Origin of the sequence: Rhodococcus sp. NPDC079359, from assembly GCF_040702585.1 — a bacterium.
In the GTDB taxonomy this organism is placed as follows: domain Bacteria; phylum Actinomycetota; class Actinomycetes; order Mycobacteriales; family Mycobacteriaceae; genus Rhodococcoides.
The window spans coordinates 25,611-45,234 of the sequence record NZ_JBFBLH010000017.1 but is presented as its reverse complement, the minus strand read 5'-3'; the positions used below and the strand labels follow the sequence as shown (position 1 = coordinate 45,234).

Annotated in this window: 19 protein-coding genes and 1 pseudogene; 7 read left to right on the top strand and 13 right to left on the bottom strand. The window is 63.8% G+C overall.

Annotation, left to right across the window (positions count from 1 at the left end; translation table 11 throughout):
- Positions 1–38: 38 nt before the first annotated feature.
- The 10 genes from AB0362_RS25285 to AB0362_RS25240 all read right to left on the bottom strand — a co-directional run bounded on the left by AB0362_RS25285 (position 39) and on the right by AB0362_RS25240 (position 9,955).
- Entirely contained in the window at positions 39–1,544 is a 1,506-nt protein-coding gene (locus AB0362_RS25285) for an SCO6880 family protein (protein WP_366236266.1), read from the bottom strand.
- Positions 1,541–3,103, bottom strand: coding sequence for a hypothetical protein (locus tag AB0362_RS25280; RefSeq protein ID WP_366236265.1), 1,563 nt, complete (start codon positions 3,101–3,103; stop codon positions 1,541–1,543). The genes AB0362_RS25285 and AB0362_RS25280 overlap by 4 nt, the downstream gene beginning before the upstream one ends.
- The gene (locus AB0362_RS25275; protein ID WP_366236264.1) at positions 3,100–3,939 is read right to left on the bottom strand and encodes a hypothetical protein; all 840 of its coding nucleotides are present in this window, start codon (positions 3,937–3,939) and stop codon (positions 3,100–3,102) included. The genes AB0362_RS25280 and AB0362_RS25275 overlap by 4 nt, the downstream gene beginning before the upstream one ends.
- Positions 3,936–4,577, bottom strand: a complete 642-nt coding sequence (locus AB0362_RS25270) for a hypothetical protein (protein WP_366236263.1) — start codon at positions 4,575–4,577, stop codon at positions 3,936–3,938. Before AB0362_RS25270 ends, AB0362_RS25275 begins: the two co-directional genes overlap by 4 nt.
- Positions 4,578–4,626: 49 nt before the next feature.
- The gene (locus tag AB0362_RS25265; RefSeq protein WP_366236262.1) at positions 4,627–4,899 is read right to left on the bottom strand and encodes a hypothetical protein; all 273 of its coding nucleotides are present in this window, start codon (positions 4,897–4,899) and stop codon (positions 4,627–4,629) included.
- 34 nt (positions 4,900–4,933) lie between these two features.
- On the bottom strand, positions 4,934–5,227 hold the full coding sequence (locus AB0362_RS25260; protein ID WP_366236261.1) for a hypothetical protein: 294 nt from the start codon (positions 5,225–5,227) through the stop codon (positions 4,934–4,936).
- A 43-nt stretch (positions 5,228–5,270) separates the two neighbouring features.
- Positions 5,271–5,909, bottom strand: coding sequence for a DUF6668 family protein (locus AB0362_RS25255; protein WP_366236260.1), 639 nt, complete (start codon positions 5,907–5,909; stop codon positions 5,271–5,273).
- Positions 5,910–5,941: 32 nt separating this feature from the next.
- Entirely contained in the window at positions 5,942–7,627 is a 1,686-nt protein-coding gene (locus tag AB0362_RS25250) for a cutinase family protein (RefSeq protein WP_366236259.1), read from the bottom strand.
- Positions 7,628–7,676: 49 nt separating this feature from the next.
- The gene (locus AB0362_RS25245) at positions 7,677–8,576 is read right to left on the bottom strand and encodes a hypothetical protein (protein ID WP_366236258.1); all 900 of its coding nucleotides are present in this window, start codon (positions 8,574–8,576) and stop codon (positions 7,677–7,679) included.
- Between the two features lie 92 nt (positions 8,577–8,668).
- Positions 8,669–9,955, bottom strand: a complete 1,287-nt coding sequence (locus AB0362_RS25240; RefSeq protein WP_366236257.1) for a hypothetical protein — start codon at positions 9,953–9,955, stop codon at positions 8,669–8,671.
- A 1,455-nt stretch (positions 9,956–11,410) separates the two neighbouring features.
- On the opposite strand from AB0362_RS25240, the gene AB0362_RS25235 reads away from it, so the two are divergent.
- The 5 genes from AB0362_RS25235 to AB0362_RS25215 all read left to right on the top strand — a co-directional run bounded on the left by AB0362_RS25235 (position 11,411) and on the right by AB0362_RS25215 (position 13,842).
- Positions 11,411–11,848: a helix-turn-helix transcriptional regulator gene (locus tag AB0362_RS25235; RefSeq protein WP_366236256.1), complete on the top strand. Its 438-nt coding sequence runs from the start codon at positions 11,411–11,413 to the stop codon at positions 11,846–11,848.
- Positions 11,849–11,938: 90 nt separating this feature from the next.
- Positions 11,939–12,157, top strand: a complete 219-nt coding sequence (locus tag AB0362_RS25230; RefSeq protein ID WP_366236254.1) for a hypothetical protein — start codon at positions 11,939–11,941, stop codon at positions 12,155–12,157.
- Between the two features lie 439 nt (positions 12,158–12,596).
- Positions 12,597–13,016 carry a hypothetical protein gene (locus tag AB0362_RS25225; protein WP_366236252.1) on the top strand — a complete coding sequence of 140 codons (420 nt, stop codon included), beginning with the start codon at positions 12,597–12,599 and terminating at the stop codon, positions 13,014–13,016.
- Positions 13,004–13,483, top strand: coding sequence for a hypothetical protein (locus AB0362_RS25220; RefSeq protein ID WP_366236250.1), 480 nt, complete (start codon positions 13,004–13,006; stop codon positions 13,481–13,483). Before AB0362_RS25225 ends, AB0362_RS25220 begins: the two co-directional genes overlap by 13 nt.
- Before the next feature lie 212 nt (positions 13,484–13,695).
- Positions 13,696–13,842 carry a hypothetical protein gene (locus AB0362_RS25215; RefSeq protein ID WP_366236248.1) on the top strand — a complete coding sequence of 49 codons (147 nt, stop codon included), beginning with the start codon at positions 13,696–13,698 and terminating at the stop codon, positions 13,840–13,842.
- Positions 13,843–13,919: 77 nt separating this feature from the next.
- On the opposite strand, the gene AB0362_RS25210 is transcribed toward AB0362_RS25215, so the two are convergent.
- From AB0362_RS25210 to AB0362_RS25200, 3 genes are all read right to left on the bottom strand, one after another.
- Complete coding sequence (locus AB0362_RS25210; protein ID WP_366236246.1) at positions 13,920–15,014, bottom strand: GAF domain-containing protein; 1,095 nt, start codon at positions 15,012–15,014, stop codon at positions 13,920–13,922.
- A 227-nt stretch (positions 15,015–15,241) separates the two neighbouring features.
- Positions 15,242–16,051 carry an MBL fold metallo-hydrolase gene (locus AB0362_RS25205; RefSeq protein ID WP_366236244.1) on the bottom strand — a complete coding sequence of 270 codons (810 nt, stop codon included), beginning with the start codon at positions 16,049–16,051 and terminating at the stop codon, positions 15,242–15,244.
- Positions 16,052–16,181: 130 nt separating this feature from the next.
- On the bottom strand, positions 16,182–17,189 hold the full coding sequence (locus tag AB0362_RS25200) for a cytochrome P450 (protein WP_366236242.1): 1,008 nt from the start codon (positions 17,187–17,189) through the stop codon (positions 16,182–16,184).
- A 573-nt stretch (positions 17,190–17,762) separates the two neighbouring features.
- On the opposite strand from AB0362_RS25200, the gene AB0362_RS25195 reads away from it, so the two are divergent.
- Complete coding sequence (locus tag AB0362_RS25195) at positions 17,763–18,206, top strand: hypothetical protein (protein ID WP_366236240.1); 444 nt, start codon at positions 17,763–17,765, stop codon at positions 18,204–18,206.
- Positions 18,136–19,598 (top strand): annotated as a pseudogene (locus AB0362_RS25190) (phosphodiesterase). Before AB0362_RS25195 ends, AB0362_RS25190 begins: the two are co-directional and overlap by 71 nt.
- The last annotated feature ends 26 nt before the right edge of the window (positions 19,599–19,624 follow it).

Genomic DNA, 19,624 nt, shown 5'->3' with positions numbered 1-19,624 from the left:
TTCTCACGCAGGGGGTGGGCCGGTGGGGCGAGCAGTATCTAGCTGCGGCGCACCAGGATCGAGGTCGAGATCTGATCGGGCAGCAGCACACCGACACCGAGACCGGCCGCGAACGCGGCGTCCTGGAACGCGAACGCGCGGCGCAGCCGCAGCCGGGAGCGGGCAGCGAGGGATTCGGTGACGGCGGCGGCGTTGGCGATCTCCTCGACCGAACCGACGGTGATCGTCAGCAGCGCCGAATAGCGTTCGTATCCGGCTCCGGAGACCATTTCGCGGCGGGCCTGCTCGGCGATCTCGTGCCGCTTCTCCGACCCGGCGGAGGTGATCTTGTTGCCGCGAGAGTTGATCGCGTGCAGGGCGTCTCGGTGTTGCTTATCGACTTTCTTCGCGGCGTCCCCGGCGGTGTAGGGGCGATAGACCAGCGTCAATCGCTTACGTGGCAGGTCGTCGTGCGGCTGCAGGAGCGGTTTGAGGACGGTGTCGGTGAACACCGACTCGGGCGGTGCGGCCATCTCCCACACGACCGAGACGCCGCCGTCGTGGCGGTAGTGACCCCACTCGGTTTTCGCGCGTCCCGGTCCGGCGTCGTCCCAGTCGACGCCGTGCTCTTCGCCGGAGATCTCGAGTTCCTCGAAGTCGTTCTCGGTCGAGGGGTTGTAGGAGCGGTGCACGGCCGCGGTGATCTCGGCGGCGGTCATCGGCTGGGCATCGATCCCGGCACCGGAGAGCGACTCGTACAGATCCGGTAAGCGGCGGGCCAGTTCGGTGGCCATCTCCTCTGGATCCTTCTGCCGCTCACGGGTCGTGGCGCGGAAGGTGATCGACAACCGGGCCAGGGTGCGGTGCCTGCCCGAGGGCATCCGGACGGCGGACTGCTCGACGAACGACGCAGCCAGAGGCGGTGCGGTGGGGACGAGTTCGTGTTCGGCTCGCCGCGCCAGGCGCAGCCCGGTAGCAGGAATGTTCTCCACCACCACCACTGCACCGACGATGTCGCCGGGCAGGCCGAGGTCGGCGAGGTAGACACCCCAATCGGCGGTGTAGAGATCCTTGTCGCGCTGGACGATCGCTTCGTCGCCGCCGGGCAGGGCATCGAAGACGACGGTGTAACGGTGATCGTCGGGGTTGTGGATCATCCCGAATTCGTTGCCGTGCCGGTCGATTCCGATGTAGACCTTGGTGCGGGCGAGCAGGCCGGGGAGCTTGTAGCGGCCACCGGGGATCCTCGAGTGCGGTCCGGCGTGGTACTCGGTGGACTTGTCGATCTGCTTGCGGCGGAACCATTGCATTCTCAGTTGTCCTGTCTCGTAGAGGGTTCGGCCGTTCGGAGCGATGACCAGAGGAGCGAGGACGAGCGCGCCGATGCCCATCAACGCGAGTCCGGCGACGACGTTGCCGAAGATCAGCACCGCGAACGAGACCGCGAAAAACCCAGCGCCGTAGGCGATGACCTTCGTCGGCAGGCCGAACGCGAACGTGCTCTGCGGCCGGTTACCGGCCGAATAGATCGGCGGCTCGTACGGCGCTTCGAGCTGGGCGCTCATCGTTGAATCCGTCCGTGGTAGTTGCCGACTGCGCCCTCGGCAGCCGAGCCGAGAGTGGTCGAGACCGATCCCGCGGTGCGGCCGACGGTGCCCGCGGTCTTGAGTGCCCCTGCCGCTCCGCGCAGGCCTGCCGAGGATGCTGTGCGACCTGCCGATGCCGCGGCCGTTCCGACTCTGCGGGCTGCGCCCAACGGCCCGGACGATGCACCCGCGTGCGAGGGACTCGATCCACCGTTGTAGCGGCCCTGAAATCCGGGGGTGGAACGTGCGCCGGTACCGGCAGCTCCAGATGCACCGCCGCTGCCTCCGGCTGCGGACCCGGAGACGTTGTTCGCGACGGCCCCGAGAGCGCGGGACGCGGCCATACCGCCTGCCCCCATCACCGCACCTCCCGCAGCGCCGAGCATTCCCACTTCCCGGCCACCGGCGGAGATGGTGTCTGCCGCAGGAGCGACGATCTTGATCAGAGTGGGCAGGGCGAACCCGATGATGACCAAGAGGACGGAGCCGATGATGACCGTGGCGATCTGGTCCGAGCTCGACGCCGACGATGCCCAGAACGCGAACAGGTACAACAACGTCGCGACCGGCTTGAACAGCAGAGCACCGAGAGTGAAGGCGATCATCGACTTGTACGAACCTCGACCGGTGCCAGTAGCCGAGGATGCGGCAGCGAGCGGGATGACAGCGACGACGACGCACAGCACCGCCTCACGGATGAGCAGAGCGATGAGCTGGGCGACGGACCCGAGGAAGGCGAATCCAGCGCAGGCGAGCGCGAGGATCGGGCCGAGGCCGGTCTTGTCGTCGAACGCGGTGATGGCGGTGATCTTCTCGTCGAGGTTCCCGCCGACGAACTTCTCCAGCGCATACGACGAGGCGATGTCGCCGCCTTGGTGGAACATCAGCACCAGTACCGGGAGCAGCGAGACGGTCACGACGGTGCGTACCAGCATGGTCGCGGTCTCGGTGGCCCCTTCCATCACCGCTTGTTTGCGGGCGATCGCGAGTTTGGTCATCGCGAGCACGATCGAGGCGAACAAGGCGACGACGGTGAATCCGGAGATGATGTTGCGTAGGCCCGACATGGCGTTCTCAGCAGCGAGGCCCGGGATACCCGAGGACATCCAGAACGTCATCACCGACCGGAATGCTTGGGTGTTGCCTTCCATCACCGATTTGGCGAAGTCCCCGACAGGATCGCCCCAGAACGCTGATGTTGCTGAGTCGACCGCGGTGGAGAACGCGTCACCGGGGTGATCACTGAACGCGTTGTCCAGACACAGTGCCTCGTCCATGAAGCCGCCCACCGCGGTTCCCTCGAGCGCATCGTTGAGCCAACCGTCACCGAGAACTGGCGAGCCTTCGGCAACGCACTCGCGGCGCTGTTGCTGGAAGTCGTTACCGTCGGCGTCGGGGTTGATCTGCTCGGTCAAATTCGGAACAGGAGCAGGTGACGGGTCCTGAGCGTGGGCGAGTCCGCTGGCCCCGACGACCGCGATCAGCGACATCAGCAGGATCACGACAGTGCGAGCGGCAAGTGCCGCTATACGGGTCACAGTGCCCACCGGGTGAAACCATCGAGCGAGCTGTATGGGCCGCCAGTAGTGGCACCGTCGAGCTTGCTGACCTTCCAGGTGCCCCCATCCCACGCCATGTTCAGGCGCAGTCCTGTGTAGGTCGGGTTCTGCATCCGTCTACCGGCGTCGTCGACATCGCGGATCTGAGCGAGCTCGACCACGGCGAAACTGTCTGTGCAGGAAAGGATCTTGAACGCCATTGGTGCCCGCAACGCGACAGTCTCGGTATTGACCGGTTTCGCGAGTTCCGCTTCTTTCTTCTCCTGGGTACCGATCTTCTCGTCGGGTATCAGGGTGAGCTTCTCCGTGGACTCGACAGCCACGGGCCCGCCCGCGAGTCCGCGGGGTAGGAAGTTCGCTGCGGCCAGAGCTGCGCCCTGCGGGGTGCGGGTGTATCCGGCGAGCACCAGGCCGTCGATGTACGACGGCCCATCCGTCTCGGAGTACAGAGTCGAGACACCGAAGTTGCGTTGGATCATCATCGACTCCGGGGACGTGACCGGTCGGCCGTCGTTCGTGCATTCGACTCGCGGCCCCGTTGGTTCTCGCTGCGGCAGTGGTTGCCCCGCAGGGTTGTTCGGGACCATCACCGTGCGCCCGGACAGATCGGCGTCGGGAACACCGAACCCTTCCGCGCCGGTGTCGAGCACGGAATCACCAGGGGCAGGTGCTGTTGCCGTGGGCGGTGGACCAGCGGTGGTCGGCGGGGTGTCGTCGTCGTTCATGTTGGGGATGACGAACACGATCGCGCCGATGACCGCGACGACGACGAGCACAGCGAGGCCGATCAGGAGTTTGCGTGTCAGGGCGCTCATGAGTTCTGCTCCAAAACGGTGTAGCCGTCGAGGGAGTCCAGTTCGACAGCGTCGATGTTTTCCTCGGTGGTCGGTAGGACGATGCGCCAGTCGTCGGATATCCATTGCAGCGCAACGGGATAGGCGTAGAGCTGGTCATCGCTGCCAATGGTTTGTGCCACCGACACCGCCGCCGAGAGTGGTTCGCTGCTGTAGTCGGTGACCTCGAAGCCGACGAACCTCGGTGCCGCGTCGGTTGGAACGGATCCGGAGACGGTGACGGCGGCGCGTGCGGCCGCGAACTCGTCGCGGCCTGGTCCGGGTGCGGTGACGGTGTTGACGACCTCGGGCCATGTCCGGTCGTCGGCGACGGCGAGTGCTGTCTGGCCGATGATGGCGGCCAGTACCGCGCCTTGAGGGGTCTGGGAGTAGCCGCTGCGGTTGACCGACGTCCCTGTGGCGGGCCCGTCGACCCGCGACGTCGGCACCGACACGCCTGCGATCTCGCGCCAGGTCAGCTCGGCCGGGGCGGAGTGCAGATCCGGTGCCGGTGTGTCCGCCTCGGTGGCCGGGCCGCCGTCGTTGTCGGATCCGCACGCAGCGAGAACGAGGACAGTCGCCGCGGCGACAGTGATCCGGAGGGTGCGCGAGACGGTCATCAGCAGATGCCTTTCGGTTGAATGTGGTTTGGGTGCAGCAGGATCAGAGTCAGGCGAGGACGGCTTTGGCGATGCCGGATGCGGAGCCGATGAGCGCGGCGCAGATCAGGATGCGGAAGAGGGTGGCGTCCTCGATGACTTGAGTGCCGGTGGATTTGCGTTGGTTGACGAACATCGCCCCGCACACGAACAGCGCTGCAATGCAGGTGACGATGGCGAACCACAGCAGCCACGACAGCCCGGTCATGATCGGCTGCCAGACCTCGTCCGGCCACTCGACCGGTGAGGTCGGTGGTTGAGCGAGCACGGCGGTGGTGCTCATGTCATCGAAGCCGTACTCGCACCGGTCAGGATGGTCATAGGGCGAACATGTTGATCAGGCCGGCTGCCGAGCCGATGATGATCGAGCCGACCAAAGCGGCGATGATCCCGGCTCCGTTTTCTCCGTTCCTGCCGGAGATTTTATCGATAGCGAGTTTCGCGCCGCAGACCATCAGTCCGCCGACTCCGACGATGATGCATCCCCACATCAGCCAGGACAGAAGCATGTTGACCTTGTCGCCGGTTTCACCGCTCGGTGCGCTGGGGCTGACGTCGCCGATGTTCTGTGCGAGGAATGTGGTCGTGGCTGCAGTGAGTGTGGTGATCATGTTGGCTCATCTCTTTCTGTGGTGGTGGAAGGTGTTGCGTGGCTCAGCGGCCTGCTGCGATGCGGGCGGCAGTGAAGATCTCTCGCCCGATCACGGCTAGGTCCGGGTGGGGGATGGTGGTCGAGGGGGCAGGCGATCGCATCCGCCCCGGTGGGGGCGGGTCGGGTTCGGTGGGAGTCCAGATCGCGAGCTCGCTCTGTCTGTGGGTGCGCAGATCCTCGACGTACGGGATCCGCCAGACAGCTGGTGCCGCTGAGGCGACGACGTCGGCGCGCCTGCGCAGGGTTTTGGGGAGCGGGCCGGGTGCATCGGGAACCAGAGCGAGTCCGAGGAGGGTGCAGCCGCCGGTCAGGCCTGCGGCCGATTGCAGGAGCAGATCGTGGGCAGCGTCGAGGCCTGCGCGGTCCGTGCGGCACACGACAACGACATTGCGGTGCCGGTCGGCGGCGGGCCAACCCCGGCGAGCATCGCCCGCCGGGGCCCAGATCTGGGCGAGTGTGCCTGCGCCGGAGCGCCCGTGAGCGGCGAGGAGCCACATCACGGGCGGGCGACCGGGGACCGCGACCGGGTCGTCGTGAATCGGTGCCTGGCGTTCGGGCGGCGGTATCCGCAGCCCGGCCGGGGTGACCGACACGTCGTCGTCTCGGTAGTAGTCACGGTGCTCTGCTGGTTGTGCGGCCATCTCGGGCGCACCTCCTTCTCCGGCGTTCTCGATCACCGAGTGGTGGTCGGCGAGACGGTCGTGGGTGCTGCGGCGGGAACGTCCGAGGTGGTGGTGGCCGCTGTGGTCGTCGTGGCGGTGCCGGTGGCCTCGACGGTGGCGTGAGCGGCGAGGATGCTCCCCGCGCTACGGACGGTGTCGGTGGTGGCGAACAGCGACGCACCCTGCTTGATCACTGCCCCGACCTTGTCGGCGAGAGACTGATCGCCGGTCAGGTCAGCGGCGAGTGCGACGATCCACCGCACGGTCAGCTCGACCGGGGTCTCACCCTTGGATCCGACCGGAACACTGTCGTAGGAGCCATGTTTGGTCGCGGTGTTCCAGTACGAGGTGTCGGTGACGAGCTGCGCGAGACCGGCGTTCTCGTCGATGGTGTTCGACACTTCCTTGAACGCGACGTCGACGGCCGAATCGATCGTCGCCGGGGGCACGAGCTTGACCGCGGACGAGAGGACCTTGGTCGCAAGAATGCCGAGGGCTGCGGGTGGGTTCGTCAGGCCAACGGTAGCGAGCTGGCCGATCGTCTCGGGGGTGATCACGTCCTTGGCGACGGTGATCGCCGCGCCGATGGCCATGCCGGCGATCTTGGTGACCGCACCGACCGCTTCGTCGATCATCTCGTCGGTCGAGGTCGCGGAGGGGTCGGAATACTTGGCCATCTTCGACAGCACGGTCTCCGACGACGAGTTGACCTCGAATCGTCCTGCCTTGGAATCGATGTCGATGTTGTCGTTGATCACCGACGCACCGGTCATCAGGGCGGTGCGCCCGACGGCGGTGGAGACGTCGGTGAGGATCCGGACGGGGTCACGAGTGTCCAACGAGGACTGTCCGGCGATGGAGGCCACGAGTTTCGCGGCGGGGGCGTCGACGGGGGTGTCGCACGCGAGATCGCCTGCGGTGCAGTACGAGGCGACCCGGTCAGACACCGCGCCGAATCCGGCGATCTTCGGTGTCGGTGCGATACCGCCACCTGCTGGGGCGGCTGCGGCCACAGCCGGGGCGAGTTGGACGGTGTCCACTGCCGCGCCGTCGGTGCCCGGTGCCGGTGCGGGGGTCGATCCCCCGCTGGCGATGACGTCTTCGCCTTCGGCGCGGGTGGGGTCGGAGAACAGTGCAGCGCCGGCGAAGTGGTCGGCGTCGACGGGGCCGGTTCCTGCTCCGATCTCGCGGGTGACCTGGGAGGCGACCTCGCCGCCCTGGGAGTAGCCGGAAAGGAAGACCTTGGTTCCGGGGCAGCGTGCGGCGATATCGGAGATCATCTTGGTGGTGTTCTCGACGCCGATGTCGACCGACTGCGCGTAGGGAACGGCGGAGCGGTCCCCTGGCTTGCCGCCGAAACTTGCCGGGTAGGGGACGTAGCTGCGGTCGAGAGCAGGTCCGTCGCCGGAGTTCGCATCACGCATCGCGGGAACGGTCAGCCGGGAGAAGAAGCCGGAATCGGCGTCGGGTGAGGAGTTCTCGTCGATCTCGGTGGTACCGGGGACGACGACGAGATGCAGTGCCGGGCAGTCGCCGTCGCTGCTGGATCGGCTGGTCGTCGCTGATCCGGACGGGGTGGGTGTGGTGGACGGTTGCGCGGCTGTGACTCCGCTCGCGGAGACCACGACGGTCAGCGCGGCGGTGACGGCGAGCAGGCGCACGGTGTGGCGGCGAACCTGGTCGATGGGTGTGTGCACGGCTTCTCTCTTCTTCGGTGGGATCCAGCGGATATGCCTGGTCTAGGGGTCAGCGCGGGACGATGGCGGAGATGAGCGTTGTGCCGTCCTGCGCCTTGGTGGTGGTGATCCGTTGGCGACTCATGCGCCCGTCGATGCCGGGTCCGCGCTCGACGACGGTGACGTCGTAGATCCCGGCATCGATCGGGTCTGCAAGGACGCAGAACTCGATATCGGCCTCGAGCTGGTCGATCCCTACCTGGAGGCGCTGCCCGGACGCCATCACTGCATCGGGTGCACCTGCGGCGCGGGCGGCAGCGCCGTCGCGGTCGAAGTAGAAGGCCTTCTCGAACCGCCAGATCGCCGCCGCGCCGGGGTCGTCACTGTCCTCGGTGACCGGGTCACCGTCGGCTTGCCCCCGGCACCAGGTGACATCGGCTGCGGCTGCACCAGCCGCTGCGGGAGCGGTCGAGGTCGGAGCCGTTGTGGTGGTGACGATGTCGTCGGGAAGCAGTGCGGCCGGTGGTTGCGGTTCGTCACCGAATCCGGTGAGTACCAGCCCGGTTCCCACTACTCCCCCGATCAGGACCGTGAGTGCGGCTGCGACGGCGACGGTGGCGCGGTGGCGTCGCCACCACGACTGCGGAGGTGAGGGCGCGGTGTAGGGGCCTCCAGCGCGAAGCACGGAGGTCCGTTCGTAGAAGGACCCGAATCGGTCCGTCGGCTGGGCTGCGGGGTCCAGGTCCGGCCGGTTGACGTTGGTGTCGTCGGCAGGACCGTCGAACCAGTCGTCGTCCGGCTCGACGTCGGCGGACCGATGCTCGGGTAGGACCGTCAGTCTGCGCTCGGTTGGATACGCGGAAGCTGCTGCGGCATTCTCGGTCTCGGCGAGGACAGGCTCAGCGAACCAATCGTCGGTGCCGCCGCTGATGTCGGTGTCGGTGTCGGTGGTGCGGTCTCGAGGTGCCACAACAGGCCTTTCCGAGGGATCGAAGTAGCGGAACAGGGTCGAACCTTCGGATACAGCCCGGCCACCGGGAGTGGTCGGGCTGCACCCGGAGGTCAGACCGCGAGGTTCAGGCCTGCAAGTGCGGCTTTCGCCTGGTCGAGAACGGGAGCGACGGCGGTGTTCACCGCGGCGACGGTGTCCACAACGGCAGGCTGCTCGAGGGCGGTAGAGGTGAACTGCTGAACCTGCTCGTAAGCGGGTTCGGTCCATACCTGTGCGTCGTGAACGGCCTGGTCGACGATCGGTGCCGCACTCTGAACCGCGGTGTCGGCGGCAGCGAGCACCTGACGGCCGTTCGGGTCGGCAGCAAGGGGGTCGCGAACTTGTCCCACGGCACCGCGGAGATCGACTGTTGCGGCCGGCGGGATGGCCGGAACACTGTCGGCGGCCGGGGGAACCACCGCAGGTGCGGGGGCAGGCTCTTCGATGATCTGCTGCTCCCCGCCGAGCACGGTGGCACCGAGGATGCCGCCGATGACAGCACCTGCGCCGGTCAGGCCCAGCACGATCGGAGCCGAGAGGGCAGCGCCGACTCCTGCGCCTGCGAGCGCTGCAGCACCGGGGATGAAGACCCAGCCGACCGGTCCACCCCACACGATGGCACCGGTGCCTGTGGTGGCTGCGACACCGAGGCCACCGCCGATGGCAGCGGCAGTGCCGGTGACGACTGCGGCCGGCACCACGGATGCTGCGAGACCGACAGCGCCACCGGTGATGACGCCGGTGATGGTGCCCGCAGCGATGCGGTCGGCACGCGATGCGTCGGTCAATCCGTTGTCCACGAGCCAGTTTCCGCCGTCGGCCTGGATTGCGGCTCCGGTGTTGTTGAACTGTTCGACTAGGTTCGGGTCGAGCAGGTTCGGGTCGTACGGGACGAGCTCGCCGCCGACAAGGACGTAACCGTCGGGTGCGTCTATGGGTGCGATCACCTTGCGCTGCACGGTCGGAACAGGCGGCGGGGGCGGCGGTGTTGCCTGCAGGGCCGGTGGTGCCTGAGTCGGGGCGGGGCTGGGTTCGTAGTAGGTGGGTTGGTACGAGGACTGCTGGTTGCCGGACCGGTAATCGTTGTAGCTACGCCACTGGGACTGCTGCACCTGGGGTGAGGCCTGGTAACCGGGCAGGAACTGGCGTTCCTGGGTCGGGGCCGGTGGCGGCGCGACGGGGGTGGTGTCGGTGGTTCCGGACTGTGCGGTGCCAGGGGCGGTCACGAAGTCCTGCGGTGCCGCGTGCGCGGTCGCGGTGCCCCACACCAGGGCGACGGCGACCGGAACGGCCGTGAGAACGAGTGCCCGTTCTCTGCGGCGGCGGTGACGGCCGCCGATTCCTTGCTGGGGAGACATGTGTGGTGGTGCCTTTCGTAAGACGCTGCGATGCAACGGTATTGGGTTATGTGTGGCAGGAGTGGTTGATGGTGGAACCACCACCGTCCGCGCTGGGGAACGACCGAAAACGAGGGTCAGCCTTCGGGTGATCCCTCAGCGCGGACGGTGGGTGATGCCTTGGGAGTGGATGCCAGCGCGCGTCCGTTGCGCACTGGCATCCAGAGCGCTCAGCCCAGTAGGCCGAGCCAGAACCAGAGCCGCGAGAAGATCCAAGGCATCGGTTGTATTCCTTTCTGTCAGTTGATTTGTCGGAATGTGTTCGATGTCCCGGCGGGGTCGTGCAATTCGGCACACGATGAGGTCGAAGCGTCACCACGCGACCCTCGCGCCGGTCCACCAAATGAGCCACTGCGCAGTCTCCGGAGTCGGACTGTCGCTGTAGCTCAGGCTTTGAGGGTCAGGCCGCGTCGCCGAATGCGTTCGCGCGGTCGTTGACCTCGACGTGGCGTCGAGGTGTGCCCGTAGTCGAACTACCGCTGGGGACGTGGAAGGACGGATCCATGTCGGTCCATTCGCCGAGAAGCTCGCCAGTGACTTCGCACAGCAACTGGTGAACAGGGTGCGCTGTCGAGGTCAACGAGCACGCAGCGAAGCCAAAGGCTCCACGGTCATTCAGGGCAGGACAGGGCTGCTCAGCGGACGAGGCGGTCTGTGGGTGTAACACGTCGGGCATTACGGGAGATTGCATTGATGTCTCCGATCCGATTGCGGTTTGCTTGTTTCCGCTTAGGCTTGGAGAGCCACTGCGGATGCACCTCTGCCCTCGAAAGAGGTGTGGGTGTTTCTAGGTGGAGGGGACTCCGGATGCGTTTCGAGACGCCAATCACGGCGCATCTGGGGTCTGCTACTTACTTCAGTTCTTCTGTTAGGGCGGCAATCCGGCTTTCGTATTGGTCGTGATGCTGCTGCACGAGAACTGGATGATGCTCGCCGACACTGCTGTGGCAGGACGGTTGGAGTGCCGGTTTCGAGTAGCTCGAAACCCAGAGAAGCCGCCGCGAGAACCGTCCAGGCGCGCCAAGAGAGCCGTCGAATCGGTCCTGACGACCGTTGGACAGCTCTGGAGTGGCTGGTAGTGCACCGGAATGACGACTCCCGCGAATGGCATCCGTTGACGAGCAGCACAGAGTGCTCTCATGCGTCGATCGCCGTCGCAGTACTCAGACGGTGAGAATGCCTCCTGGGAGGAGGTGCGTGAGTCAGCTAACCATGACCTCGGCGAGCTGGCAACTGTTCGCATACCCGAAGCCTTTCCGATCGCTGGTTTAAACCCTGCTTGACGGTGCTACGTTAACACATACTAGTTAACACGCACCATTGATGTTCTGGCGAAAAAAGGAGGTCTCGATGTCCATAGGATCGACGGAACCGGAGTCGGAAACATGAGGAGCGAACAAGGTGTCCAGGAGTGGTGTGCGGCACTTCAGCGGCGCGCGTCTCAAGCAGTTCCGAGAGCGCCGCAAGTTCTCCGTTGACGACTTGGCCGGCATTTCGGGGGTTTCGCGTCAGACCATTTCGTCGTGGGAAACGGGTCGATCGCAGCCGACCCCGGGCCCCTTGGTCAAAGTTGTAGCTGCATTGCGCACCACGGTTGCTGATCTCGTCCCGATTGCGTCGAGCGATGTCACCGTCAGTGACTTGAGAGTTCGAGTCGGCCTGACGCAGGTCGAAGCCGCGGAGAGGCTCTCCATTTCGCCGACCCTGCTCGTGGATATCGAACGTGGCCGCAAGCCCATCAATGGGGCGAGGGTTCAAGCGATAGCAGACTTGTACCGCGTTGCCGCCGAAGAAGTCACGGACGCTTGGCAGCGCGCGATCGACACGCGCGAAGCGCGCCTCAAGTCTCTGTAGAAAATCTCGCCAGAATTACACACCCCCTGTTTCGATGCCTGTCGGCGTGTCTCAGCCTATGTGCGCCGAATCAGTGTTATTCATATGTCTATGACTAACGCCGCCAAGCGTCACCGCGATCGGAAGAAGGCCTCGCTTTTCGCCGAGATTGATCCCGGCGTCGTGAACCGCGTCAAGGCTGAGGCGGAGTCTCGAGGACTCAACAAGTGGGAGGTCGTCGAGCAGGCCCTGATCAGAGGGCTTCCTTTGTTGGACCCGGTGAAGGAGCCATACAGTCTCGACCTCCACGGCTTGGACAAATCGGCATGATTCGTGAAGTTGGCGACGTAGAACCGAAGGATGGTGGTCGAGGCTACTGAATGCGGACGGAGTCCGAGTCACGCTGTCATGCAGGGCGACTCGTCAATGGTCAACTGAATCCGCAGTGAAGCAGACAGCCTGGAAATAGAAAAACCCCCGGCGGCAGGGCCAGGGGATTTCTAAATTGTTGAGGAACGAGTTGGTAGCTCGCGCCTCAGCTCTACTGTTTATCCGCGAAGGGACTGTCTTGCGTGACAAGTCTCAGGGTACATCGCGCCCTGATGAAGGTACAAGATTTAAAGCACGTGTCGGCTCACTGGCGTCGACACCCGATGACGCCTGGAGACGGCTGTCTCCGCTCGTGGCCGCTCGCCGCTCCATGCGTGTCTGGAGGGCCAGCAGCGGCAAGTTTGATACGTCGCGGAGTCTGACGAAACACTTACCGACGGTGCCGGCCGCGGTGCCGATCTATGCGCGGGGCCGTACGAGCCTGCTAGCGCTGGACTTCGACGCCAAGCACCACACGCCAGAGCAAGTCGACGCCGATGTCGAACGTGTCTTGGGATGGCTCCACGAATGCGGCGCACGGACAGTCACAGATCGCTCTACGAGCGGCGGCCGCCACGTCCTGGTGCCGATGGCCACCGACCTTCCGCTGCGCGTCGACGACATCAAAATGGTGATGCAGCTCCTGTCGGCCCGCCTGGTCACCCTGGACGCCACTCCGATGCTAAACGCGGACTGGGGATGCATCACTCCCCGGGCTCGCCGTGCCGCGAGGGCGGCTACCGCGTCCTCGATGGGCCCTTGGATGAGGCGATCGATGCCTTCACCGTTCGCTCCGACCGTGGCGTCGTGGCTCGTCTGATCGCCCCGCTGGGCGGTGCAACCGTTCCCCGGCACCGGAACCCCACGGCCGCTGTCGCTGCCTCCCTCATCCAAGATGAACGCCTTGTCGGTATCGGCCCGGACCGGCGCTTGGACCCGCGCTTTCATCGCAGTACAGCTGTCCCAGAGGCCGTCGAGACGTACGCGTCGACGGGCCAATTCACCAAAGCAGCCAGGGCCCTGTGGGATTCCCACTCGGAAGCCCGGCAGTCCGTCATCAGCCACGCCGTTCTACGCGGTGCCAGTGCCGCCGACGTGGAGAACGCGATGACGACGAAGGAGTGGGCGGGGGTCCGCCGCGTTTACCTCGAGAAGTATGGAAAACATTCCGCAGCGGCCCTGCAACGAGACGTGGATAAGGCCTTGACCTGGGCCGCAAGCATCGTCCGACCATTCCACCAAGACGCGCACAAGCACGGATACACAGGGGGGATGGTTCTTTCCTGAAAGATCGCGTTCGTCGAAAGTGGCTCGCTCACGCGCAGACGTGGATCGACGAAGAATTCCTCGGCAGCCGACACAGGCCGGTGCTCCTCGCGGTCGTGCAGGCACTTGCGTATACCTCTGCGCTGGCTGGCGATTTGGTCGAAGGAGTTCCGGTGGTTGCTGTGGGCGGGCGAAGTTTGTTGCATGCAACGCTACATATGCTCGGTAATAAATTGACGATTCACGCTGCGATTGATGCCGACGACTCCGAACGACTGTGGGCCTTGAGGATTCAGGAAGGTCCGCCGACCAAGGATCCTGCGCTCGAAGCCCTCGAGTTGCTCGGAGACCACCTCGGTGCGGTCATCGTGCAGGTGTGACTATCGGAGCGAAACGCAGTACGAGCGGTTCGTACTGCGAGCTACCGATCAGGTCGTGCGATCATTCGCGGCGCTGGTCACCACATGCCGGCTGGAAGTGACGAGCACGGATGACCTATCTGGATCATGGCCACACGAATGGTTCTTTCTTGCTGGTGATCTGCTTCGCCAATGGCGCTGATCGTGAGGTCAGCAAGCTTCCAGGAGTCGTCGTCGCCAGGGAAACGAAGTGTGGCGGTGATCGTGTCCGACTTGATTGATCCGCTCTGGATTGCGGCGCGCGCATCCGCCAGGGTTTTCGTGGTTCTGATATCGAACTCTGGATTTTGCTTCTCCCACTGATCGAATGGCGCGGGAGGGGTTTTCAGCCACTCGAAGACGATGCCGGTGTTCAGATCGATTTGTGCGATCCCGGAATCAGCATCTTGTGCGGCCAATTGCGTTGCGGCTCTGGCGATTTGACGATCGGACATGCTGTGAGGCTTTTCACCCTCTGTGGTGTCGTGTAGCAGCCCGAGGATCCGCCGGCCTGCCGTGGTCTTCTTGGATCGCACGGACATCTGGATTCGGCGATGTACGCCGTCTGCGCTGGTCAGATAGATTTCCGCGGCGAACTCATGGCCTGACTCGAATTCATCGGCAGCGAGCGAATCGAGATACTCCCGGTACGCCTCCTCGTCGTCGAATCGGTCGAAGTGCTTCCAGATCTCCTGCAGGGTGCGAGTATCGCTGTCGTCCTGTAGTCCGAGGATCTGTTCGTCGTGGCCGGGGCCGTGTTTCGTCACTTGACGTTCGACGTCGAACTCGAAGGTACCCACACTCTCAGGCGGGGGTGGAGTTGCGGTGACCAAACCGACCCACACCTGGACGCCGTACACGACTGCTTCAGGACCAAAAATGGGGACCCCGCACGCAGCTACTCCTACGTCAGGGCCGAATCCGGATGTCGGTTCGACTACTGGTTCACCCTTCGCTACAACCTCGGCGACGACCTTGCTGACGGTCTCCTTGACTTTCACGGGGCCGGGCTGACGGTTCAGTCGTGTGAACTGGCGCTTCTGATCGCCCCTCGCAACCACCGTTGGCTCGATGCCGTCGGTGAACCCGAGCGTCTCGATGACGAGCCAATCGTCCCAGGATGGATCTAGGTTGCCCACTTCTTTGTCCGACATAGCCCTACTTCCCCGTTCGCCAATCTTCTAGCACGCCGGATCATATGCCATCGCTGCATAGGCATTGTGTGCCAAACGATCTCGGCTTCATTGCTGGCCAGGGGCTCCCTGTTCCTTGACGCTGCCGAGACCCTCTTTCCGTCGCACGACCGAATGGTAACCCACCGGTAACGGTGCCATTTGCTGATGGCGTGTGTGGTGGCTCACTGCTCAAGAGTTCTACCGACCTACGTGCGTGTGGTTGTTCCTTGTAGAGCTTGCAAGGCAGTTGCGTCGTGCGAGCAGAAGACCTGGATGCCGATATCGGGGCTGTTGGCCAACTCCTTCAACCGCAAGTGGTTGAAGTTGACCCGCTTGGGTTCGGCAGCGAGCATCGATTCCATGGCGCGGAGCGCCCGGGGCCTCAACCCGCTGCTGTTCGGCCCTAGACCGATAGAAGACTGGTGATAGAAGGCATCGCCGGCGTGCATGAGCCATCCACGTTTGCCTGCGCGGATGGCTACCCCGGCGTGTCCTAGGGTGTGTCCAGGCAACGGGATCAGTGTGAAGTCGTCCAAGCCGGCGATCCGGTAGGACGTGGAGAAACCGAGTTGTGGTCCGCCCTGTCCCCCATAGGTTTTGATGCGCATGTCGAGTGGTAGGTGATGTGTTCGGTATCGAAGCTTGGCCGTGACACCGCGTCTGGCGGCGGCGACCGAATGCTCGGTTGCCGTTACGTGTACCAAAGCATCCGGAAAGTCGCTCGCACCACTGATGTGGTCGTAGTCAAGATGTGTGCAGATGATGTGGCGAACATCGTTTGCGCTGTATCCGAGGCGCTTCAGCTGCGCGAGGGCCGTTTCGTTGCGCTCAAGTGCGGGCCCCAACGCCAGTGCCGCTCGCCCCAGCTTCGAGGTCGGTGAGTCGATGTCCGCATTGCCAATTCCTGCGTCGACCATCACGAGGCCTGAGTGGGTCTCACACGCCAGCACGTGAGTGACGAGCCCGAACCGGAACGATCCACAGTTGAGATGGTGCACAATACGAACGCCCACCATAGGGTTACCTCGCTTCAGACGACCGACAGCCAAGAAGGCGTCAAACCCTCAAGGGGGCGCATACGTCCAAAGCCGAATAGTCGAAGCTATGGGTAACCCACCGGGTCGGCGAGCTGCGGTAGACCTGATCTTATCGGGGCCCGGGGGCTACGTCCATGGACCCCGACAGGAGGTGCGCTTCGTCGATGGTGCTTGGTGGTCGGTGAATACCGCTGATGAACGCTGAGAGAACGAGGTCCGGTGTACCTGTTTTCAAGCTGGGATACTGATACGGCAACTCTTTGAGCAGCGTGCGGACTTCCAGTTTTGGGAGATTCGCCCCAAGGCAGTGGTGGGGGTCCCGTGCACCGAATCCAAGCTGTCGGCTCGAATTTTGTCGAGCGATGTCGAAACTGGCGGGATCCGAAAACACTGTCTCGTCGTGGTTCGCGGACAGGTACCACATCACGACCTTGTTCCCCGCAGCAATGGAGAGATCGCCAACCGACGCGTCGGCAATGGCCGTTCGGCGCATGTACGGCACAGGCGATGTCCACCGCACGATCTCGTCGATAGCCCCGTCGATACGGCCGTCGAAGTCTTCGACTAGCCATCTCAGCTGACCCGGGTGGGCGGTCAGCAGATATATCGCCCACGCGATGGTTTGACGCGTCGTGTCGTACCCTGCGGTGATCAGCAATACGAGGAAGCTCGCGAACTCTTCAACGGTGAGTTTTCCGCCCTCTCCGGCGTCTTCGCTTTGAGGACGCAGTAGCCGGGAGATCACGTCGTCGGTTGGACTGGACCTGCGCGCGGTGCCCAATAGAGCGGCATACGAGTAGATCTCAACGACGCTTGGTGACAGTCCGGGAGAGTTCGTGAACAGCTCGTTGCTGTTCCCGACCACTTGGTCGGTCAATCGCTGGACCAAGTCGCGGTCCTCCGGTGGGATGCCGAGCAGCTCGCAGATCGCCAACAGAGGTAGTTTTCCCGCAATAGCTTCAACAAAGTCGAACTCGCCGTGCGAGGGAATAGTCTCGACCAACGTCCGATCATGGTGCTCGACAGTTCCCGAAATCTGACGGACCGAACGATGGGTGAAGGCCCCCTGCACTATCCCCCGGAACCGGCGATGCCGAGGGTCGTCCATCGCGATCATCGACCCAGCAAATGCGAGTGCCTCGGGAGGGAAGTCCGCGATCGTGAAACCTCCAGCAGAAGAGAAGATCTCAGGCCTTCGGCTTACATCGACGACGTCGTCGTAACGAACGATCGACCAGAATGCGGGTCCTGCCGGCTCCTCGTGAAACTGGGGCGGGCTCTGTCTCAGTTGACGAAACCGTTCGAGCTGGAACTCGAATGGTGCGTCCCAAAATGCCTGGTACGCAGGAGATAAGGACACGTCTAGCGTGCGTGATAACACAGTGGACCCCCGAGTCCTTGAAGACGATGTCTCGAGCCAATCTTAAACGTCGACACCCGATGCAGTGTTGCAAACCTATCGGGGTGCAGACCGCTGCTGAGCCGTGTCGTTGCTTGCCGATGAGGAGAATTGGTGCGTCCCACAGAGAGCCTGGACGACTTGGTGACTGTCGCATCTTCCATCCTCATGCCGGCCGATGCAGACACCGCTCACACTGCCTTCGGCCGAGTACTCAGAACTCTCGTCGAGCACTCTTGCTGCAATGCAGGGTTTCTCCGGCGAAACGATCATGAAATCAGAGCCAGCATCATGGTCACCGAGTGGCCCATTCGGCCCGATGCACCGGACCCCGACCCACTAGGAACGGTGTACTTCGACGCCGCTGACTCGGTGTTCGCCCAGTCCGAACACCTATCGGCACCCGTGGTGTTCAGGCCCAACAGAGAGATCGAGGACTATCGACAACGTATCGAGGCCGCCTCAGGGCATCCCGTGACGTCCACAGTCGTGGTGCCACTGCTCGGTGCGCGGACGGAGGGTGTTCGCGGACTGGTGCACCTCGGTGATCGGCCCTGGTCGGACAAGGAAACGAACGCCCTGATGGTCGTAGCCACGATGCTGACACAGGTGCAGGCGAGGATCGAGGCCCAGGAATCCCTTCGTCTCGCAGCGCTGCACGACCCTGACGGGCCTTCCCAACAAGCTAGGCATCACCACCGAGCTCGACGGTCGACTGCGCCTACCCTGGGCTGAGGATCCAGTGACGGTCTTCTTCTTCAACTTCGATCGTCTCGAAGCTCTGAACGACTTTCACGGTCACGCCGCCCGAGACTTCTACTTGGAGTCCCTGGTCAAGACACTCTTGAAGGTTCTCGGAGAAGGAGCGTTCCTGGGCCGTTGGGCCGATCATGAATTTGTCGCGCTGATTCAGCCCAGTCACATGGCGCTCACGAACACCCCACATCGGGTCGCCCCCGACGCGATTGCGGCCAAAGTTCTCGCAGCAGTGGCCGAAACCCAAGTCCCCATCGGCGATGACTCGATCACGCGGACAGTGTCGATCGGAGTCACCACCGCCCTAACCGGTGTCGATGAGGTCCACGAGTCCATCGTCCACGCCGATCAAGCAGCGTTGGTAGCAAAGCGGCGCGGCGGGAACGGCGTGGCCTTCTTCGATCACGCAATCCGAGCGGCCAGTTCACTGAGGAACGACGTAGAGCTTCACCTACGCGCCGCGATCCACGATGGAGACATGGTCCTGCACTATCAGCCCGAAGTCGATCTCACGACCGGTCGCATCACCGCCGTCGAGGCGCTCGTCCGCTGGCAGCACCCGCAGCGAGGACTTCTGCCTCCGTCCGCTTTCCTCGAGGTCGCGGAGGGATCGGATCTCGCAATCGAGCTGGGTGAGTGGGTGCTGGGGGCCGCCACCGCGACGTTTCAGCCTGGAAAAACGCCATGCCGGATCTGGCCGTCGTATTGAGCGTGAACGTCTCCCCCAATCAACTTCTCGCCCCTCAGTTCCTCGACACCGTCGAGCACGCGCTGTCGCGCAGTGGCATGGACCCCGCCAAACTATGCCTCGAGGTGACTGAGCACACGATCGTCCAAGACACCGAGCAGACAGCCAAGATCCTGTCGCTGCTGCGTGACCGCGGGGTCAAAGTGGCCATCGACGACTTCGGAACGGGCTTCAGCTCATTGATCAACCTGAAGATCTTTCCGGTCCACGTGTTGAAGATCGATCGAGCCTTCGTGCAGAACCTGGAGTCAGACGAGCAGGACCAAGCGATCGTGCGGGCAGTGGTTTCGCTAGCGAAGTCATTTGACCTCAAGGTGGTCGCCGAAGGTGTGGAGTCCTCTGCTGCAAGCGAGGCGCTGGTGTCGATGGGGCCGTCGAAGGAAAATCACCGAGGGAAGTTCGGCGTTGCCTCAAACGGCACATCGCCCGAGAGATCCACTCGCTTCTGGTCGACCCGAAACCCGTCCAAGGGACCGACGACCTTCGGCCGCTCCGCCACCGAGCCGGGCTGTCCATGCAGTCCTGCGCCGACCACTTCGCGGTCTCTCTCACCACGATCTCGCGCACGGAACGAGCGATCAAACCGAACCACGACTTCGCCGCGCGCTACCGCGACTGGTTGACGGGACAACTCGCAGAAACCGCTTGA

Excerpts from the sequence above, each read along its gene's own strand:
- AB0362_RS25230 (WP_366236254.1), top strand. The coding sequence starts at position 11,939 with ATGACTAACGCCGCCAAGCGTCACCGCGATCGGAAGAAGGCCTCGCTT.
- AB0362_RS25270 (WP_366236263.1), bottom strand. The coding sequence starts at position 4,577 with ATGACCGTCTCGCGCACCCTCCGGATCACTGTCGCCGCGGCGACTGTC.
- AB0362_RS25200 (WP_366236242.1), bottom strand. The coding sequence starts at position 17,189 with ATGATCGCGATGGACGACCCTCGGCATCGCCGGTTCCGGGGGATAGTG.
- AB0362_RS25210 (WP_366236246.1), bottom strand. The coding sequence starts at position 15,014 with ATGTCGGACAAAGAAGTGGGCAACCTAGATCCATCCTGGGACGATTGG.
- AB0362_RS25195 (WP_366236240.1), top strand. The coding sequence starts at position 17,763 with ATGGTCACCGAGTGGCCCATTCGGCCCGATGCACCGGACCCCGACCCA.
- AB0362_RS25275 (WP_366236264.1), bottom strand. The coding sequence starts at position 3,939 with ATGAGCGCCCTGACACGCAAACTCCTGATCGGCCTCGCTGTGCTCGTC.
- AB0362_RS25265 (WP_366236262.1), bottom strand. The coding sequence starts at position 4,899 with ATGAGCACCACCGCCGTGCTCGCTCAACCACCGACCTCACCGGTCGAG.
- AB0362_RS25205 (WP_366236244.1), bottom strand. The coding sequence starts at position 16,051 with ATGGTGGGCGTTCGTATTGTGCACCATCTCAACTGTGGATCGTTCCGG.
- AB0362_RS25240 (WP_366236257.1), bottom strand. The coding sequence starts at position 9,955 with ATGTCTCCCCAGCAAGGAATCGGCGGCCGTCACCGCCGCCGCAGAGAA.
- AB0362_RS25255 (WP_366236260.1), bottom strand. The coding sequence starts at position 5,909 with ATGGCCGCACAACCAGCAGAGCACCGTGACTACTACCGAGACGACGAC.
- AB0362_RS25285 (WP_366236266.1), bottom strand. The coding sequence starts at position 1,544 with ATGAGCGCCCAGCTCGAAGCGCCGTACGAGCCGCCGATCTATTCGGCC.
- AB0362_RS25260 (WP_366236261.1), bottom strand. The coding sequence starts at position 5,227 with ATGATCACCACACTCACTGCAGCCACGACCACATTCCTCGCACAGAAC.